This window comes from Sulfurimonas sp., from assembly GCF_047622445.1.
In the GTDB taxonomy this organism is placed as follows: Bacteria; Campylobacterota; Campylobacteria; order Campylobacterales; family Sulfurimonadaceae; genus Sulfurimonas.
In genome coordinates this window covers 1-4,422 of record NZ_JBLHOE010000116.1, presented here as the reverse complement: position 1 = coordinate 4,422, position 4,422 = coordinate 1, and the positions used below count along the sequence as shown (strand labels likewise).

Annotated in this window: 5 protein-coding genes and 1 pseudogene; 5 read left to right on the top strand and 1 reads right to left on the bottom strand. The window is 32.0% G+C overall.

Annotation, left to right across the window (positions count from 1 at the left end; all coding sequences use genetic code 11):
• The 5 genes from ACI9TV_RS15870 to ACI9TV_RS15850 form a co-directional block, all read left to right on the top strand.
• A partial coding sequence (locus ACI9TV_RS15870; RefSeq protein WP_415251796.1) for an AAA family ATPase occupies positions 1-1,005 on the top strand: 1,005 nt, incomplete at its 5' end.
• Positions 1,006-1,425: 420 nt separating this feature from the next.
• Positions 1,426-1,947, top strand: a complete 522-nt coding sequence (gene bioV, locus ACI9TV_RS15865) for a pimelyl-ACP methyl ester esterase BioV (protein ID WP_415251795.1) — start codon at positions 1,426-1,428, stop codon at positions 1,945-1,947.
• Between the two features lie 10 nt (positions 1,948-1,957).
• Positions 1,958-2,491 carry a molybdopterin adenylyltransferase gene (gene mog, locus ACI9TV_RS15860; protein WP_415251794.1) on the top strand — a complete coding sequence of 178 codons (534 nt, stop codon included), beginning with the start codon at positions 1,958-1,960 and terminating at the stop codon, positions 2,489-2,491.
• Between the two features lie 17 nt (positions 2,492-2,508).
• Positions 2,509-3,543 carry a coproporphyrinogen III oxidase gene (locus tag ACI9TV_RS15855; RefSeq protein WP_415251793.1) on the top strand — a complete coding sequence of 345 codons (1,035 nt, stop codon included), beginning with the start codon at positions 2,509-2,511 and terminating at the stop codon, positions 3,541-3,543.
• A 69-nt stretch (positions 3,544-3,612) separates the two neighbouring features.
• Positions 3,613-3,867, top strand: a complete 255-nt coding sequence (locus ACI9TV_RS15850) for a hypothetical protein (RefSeq protein ID WP_415251792.1) — start codon at positions 3,613-3,615, stop codon at positions 3,865-3,867.
• Positions 3,868-3,916: 49 nt separating this feature from the next.
• Here the strand turns inward: ACI9TV_RS15850 and ACI9TV_RS15845 are convergent.
• Positions 3,917-4,422 (bottom strand): annotated as a pseudogene (locus tag ACI9TV_RS15845) (diguanylate phosphodiesterase); the annotation flags it as partial.

Below are 4,422 nucleotides of genomic sequence, written 5' to 3'. Positions count from 1 at the left end.
GCATCTTTTGTCCAAATTTATGTAGGTATGGGTGCAAAACGAGTGCACGAACTTTTTGAAGCTGCAAAAAATAATTCACCATCAATCATTTTTATCGATGAAATAGATGCAGTTGGTAAAAAACGTGATGGACAAAGAAACGACGAACGAGAAGCTACGCTCAATCAACTTCTAACAGAAATGGATGGCTTTGAAGGTTCTAGTGGCGTTATAGTTGTTGCAGCAACAAATAAAGTAGATGTTCTTGATTCAGCACTTCTTCGTGCAGGAAGATTTGATAGAAGAGTTTTTGTTGAACTTCCAACAAAGAGAGAACGACAGTCCATACTTTCAAAGTACCTTATAAAAGTACCTAATGAAGTTGATATTAAAGTTATTGCAAGTATGACAGTTGGATTTAATGGTGCCTCATTAGCTGCACTTGTAAATGAAGCAGCACTTTTAGCTTTACGTCAACACGATTTTCATGTGACAATAGAACACTTTCATAATGTTAAAGACAAAGTTATGTTTGGTAAGAAAAAATTACATATATTAAGTGATGAGCAAAAACAATATCGAGTTCGATATCAAGCTGGAAAAGTTGTAAGTGCTACACATTTTGATTTTACTTTTGATAAACTTATGTTATCTAGTGAAAAGCTTACTCCTTCAACGAATGAACCTATGATTCAGTATGAATTAGAATCTCGTGTAAAAATGCTTCTTGCTGGTATGGTAGCTTGTGAAATTAAGTTTGGTGAACATGCTAGTAGTGCTAAAGGTGATTTAGACGAAGCTAAAGAACTTATAGCAAATATGCTAAATGAATACGGCATGGGAAGTTCACTTATAAAAACAGATAATGAAGATGAACTAGTAATGGATAGACTTTATGATGAGTGCAAAGAATTGATTAATGCTATGAGTGAAGTGATGGAAAAAGTTGAGAAAGTTTTACATGAGAGAGAGAGTATATCTAAAGATGAAGTACTAAAATATATTAATGAAGTTGTATTATACTAAAACAAGAATAAAAAAATATTGTAACCTTTTATTTATATCACATATTTTCTTAAAAGTTATTTCATGTTAAACGGCTTTAACCCCTCTGTAGATAGAGTAAAGACATTTTAAAAGTCTTTTATATATTTAAATTCTAATCTAATATTTTCGTTATATCATAATTTTTAATGTATGTATTAAATATTTCACCTAAAGTTATTTAGAATAGATGTATTCCAAGTGAAAGATATTTTAAAGTTAGTTGATGATGCTTTATATAAATCAAAAAATACGGGAAGAAACAAAATGACAAATGTAGAAAGATCATAACTATATTTTATATAATGTTAGGTATTTCTAAAGTATAATGCATATTAAATTTCACTAAAGGCTTTGAATGTTAATCCCTTTTTATATTGTAGTGCTTTGTAAGGAATATTATTGAAATTTTATAGTGGTTTTTCACTTTGTAAAGAAAAAAATTTATTTGAAGCATATATAAAAATATCTGAATATACAGTATGTGGATTTAGTTATGGTGCAATTAAAGCATTTAAACATGTGAAGCAAGAACTTGATAATTCTAACAGAGTAGATACTTTACAGCTTTTTTCACCTGCTTTTTTTCAAACAAAATCAGATAAATTTAAAAGATTACAAACTCTTTCCTATACAAAACACAAAGAAAAATACCTATCTGAGTTTATTAATGGATGTTTTTATCCATATAAACATAAAAACATACAACACTCACAAACATCCTTAGCTGAGTTAGAAGAGTTGTTGTACTATGAATGGAATCTTGATGAGTTAAAATACTTAGAAGATAAAGGTGTAAGGATAGAAGTATACCTTGGTGGTGAAGATAAGATTATTGATCTCTCATCAGCACAAGAATTATTTTTAGAAGTAGCAACTGTAACATATATAAAAAGTGCAAATCATTTTTTACAAATAAATTAAGGGAAGAAAATTGGCAGAAATTAAAATAGGTGTAATTACAGCAAGTGACAGAGCAAGTAAAGGGATATATGAAGATATCTCAGGTGTTGCAATTCAAGATACGATGAAAGACTACTTAACAAGTGAATTTGAGATTGTATACAGATGTATACCTGATGAGCAAGATATACTTGAATCTACAATGAAAGAACTATGTGATGAAGCAGGGTGCTGTTTAGTTGTTACAACAGGTGGAACAGGTCCAGCAGTTCGTGATGTTACTCCTGAGGCAACAGAAAATGTTTGTGAGAAGATGATGCCAGGTTTTGGTGAATTAATGCGTCAGGTAAGTTTACAGTATGTACCTACGGCTATTTTATCCCGTCAAACTGCTGGAATTCGAGGGAAGAGTTTAATTATTAATCTTCCTGGAAAACCAAAGTCTATTCGTGAATGCTTAGATGCAGTGTTTCCCGCGGTTCCATATTGTATCGACTTAATTGAAGGTCCATTTATCCAAACAAATGAAGACGTAATTAAAGTATTTAGACCCAAGCAAAAATAAATAAGATGGACAAGAACATGATGGAAAAAGCACAATCTCTACAGGCAATAGAAGCGTATGAGCTAGTAACACAACTACAAACTTATTTTGCAGATAGACTCAATAAAGTAAGTGCAGAATTTGGTAGTGCTCAAGATTTTGAAGAAGTTTTTTGGGTAAGAGATGAAGGTAAGCATGGAGGTGGTTCACGCCTTGAAGCTAGAGATGAGACACTTTTTAATCGTGGATCTGTTAATGTTTCTCAGATTCAATATGATGACATGCCCGAGAAAAAACTAGGCTCAGCTACTGCCATCTCAACTATCATTCACCCAAATAACCCTCATGTACCTTCCATGCATATGCATATATCTTGGACAGAGATGCGAGATGGGAAAGGGTACTGGCGTGTTATGGCTGATTTGAATCCATCTATAGTTAATGAAGAAGCTAAAGGTGTTTTTACAGCAACTCTAAAAAGTGAAGCAGCAGAGCATGCTGCAAGTGGTATTGCTTCAGGAAATAAATACTTTAATATTCCAGCTTTAGGTCGTACTCGAGGCGTGAGTCATTTTTATCTCGAAGGTTTTAATACAGGAGATTTCCAAGCAGACAAGGCTTTTGCGAAAAATATGGGCACTAAAGTTATTGATGCATATATAAAAATCATTACAAATGCTATGCAAAAGAACCCTACATTTACTAAAGAAGAAAAAGCAGAACAGTTAGCATATCATACACTTTACCTTTTTCAAGTTCTGACACTAGATCGTGGAACCACTTCGGGTTTACTTGTTCATAGCCAAAATGATGTTGGGATTATGGGTTCTATTCCTTCTCATGTAAACAGAGAATTATTAACATCGTGGATTGATAAAATGCCTGCACCTCAAGAAAAGCTAGTTCAGGCTTTACTTGATGCATTACCGCATGAGATGCCAACTCCTGTTGAAGTAGATACTAAAAAGAAACTAGCTCAAGCTGTACGTGGGCATTATAAACAATATCCTGAAGCTTTAAGTATGCAGGCATCGGGTGAAATAATCCCTCCAACAGTGGATAACCATTCTTAGTAGTATATAAAATTTACTTATTTACTGAACTATTGCTATAATAAGTAAATTTTATTACAAGGGAGTTGTATGAAAAAAATAGCACTTTTAGTATCGTTAGTATTTAGCTTAGGTCTTAATGCTGAAGTAGTAAGTCCAGATACGGTAAAAACTGCAGTAGTTGCAGATGTATTAGAAAACGGTAAAAATGAAATTAAAAGACAAGTTTATTCGCAAGATGGAAGTCTTGAATCGTATACTATTGCTAAAACTAACCTTGCCAAAGGTACATATACAGAATACTACCATAATGGTATTTTAAAAAAATTTACGATTGTAAATTAAAGTATGCTTCTGAAGTTTACTTGCAACTTATGTTGTAAGTAAACTTTTTTTATTCAAAATCTGTTTTTATATCAATTTCATAATTTCTCAAAAAGTCAATTAAATCTGATGTGTCAAATTGATAAAAGTTTTCAATAAAAATCTTCTTTAAAAAGCCTTTTTGGGAACCTTCAGCTTTTTTGAGCATAGCCCCATATTTGCCTTTCTTCTCAGTAATAGCTTCAACTATAGCAGTATCAATCTTTATCCTTTGAAATATATCATCAAACTCAGCATCAAAAAGAATATCTAACAGAGAAAACATTCCTGTCATAAATGCGCTATCTTTATCTATTTGATTCGCCATTGATTCCATATGTTCAGCTCTATCTAATGCCATTTCTAAAAGAGACTCATTTATAAATCTTTTACTATTCTCAGCATAAAGGTACATAAGTAACCATCGTGTCAACTTTTCTCTACCCAGTAATGTTATTACTTGAATAACAGATGACACCTCTTCATCTAATTGCTGATTATGATTGATATATCGAATGAGATTAAAAGATAATTCTG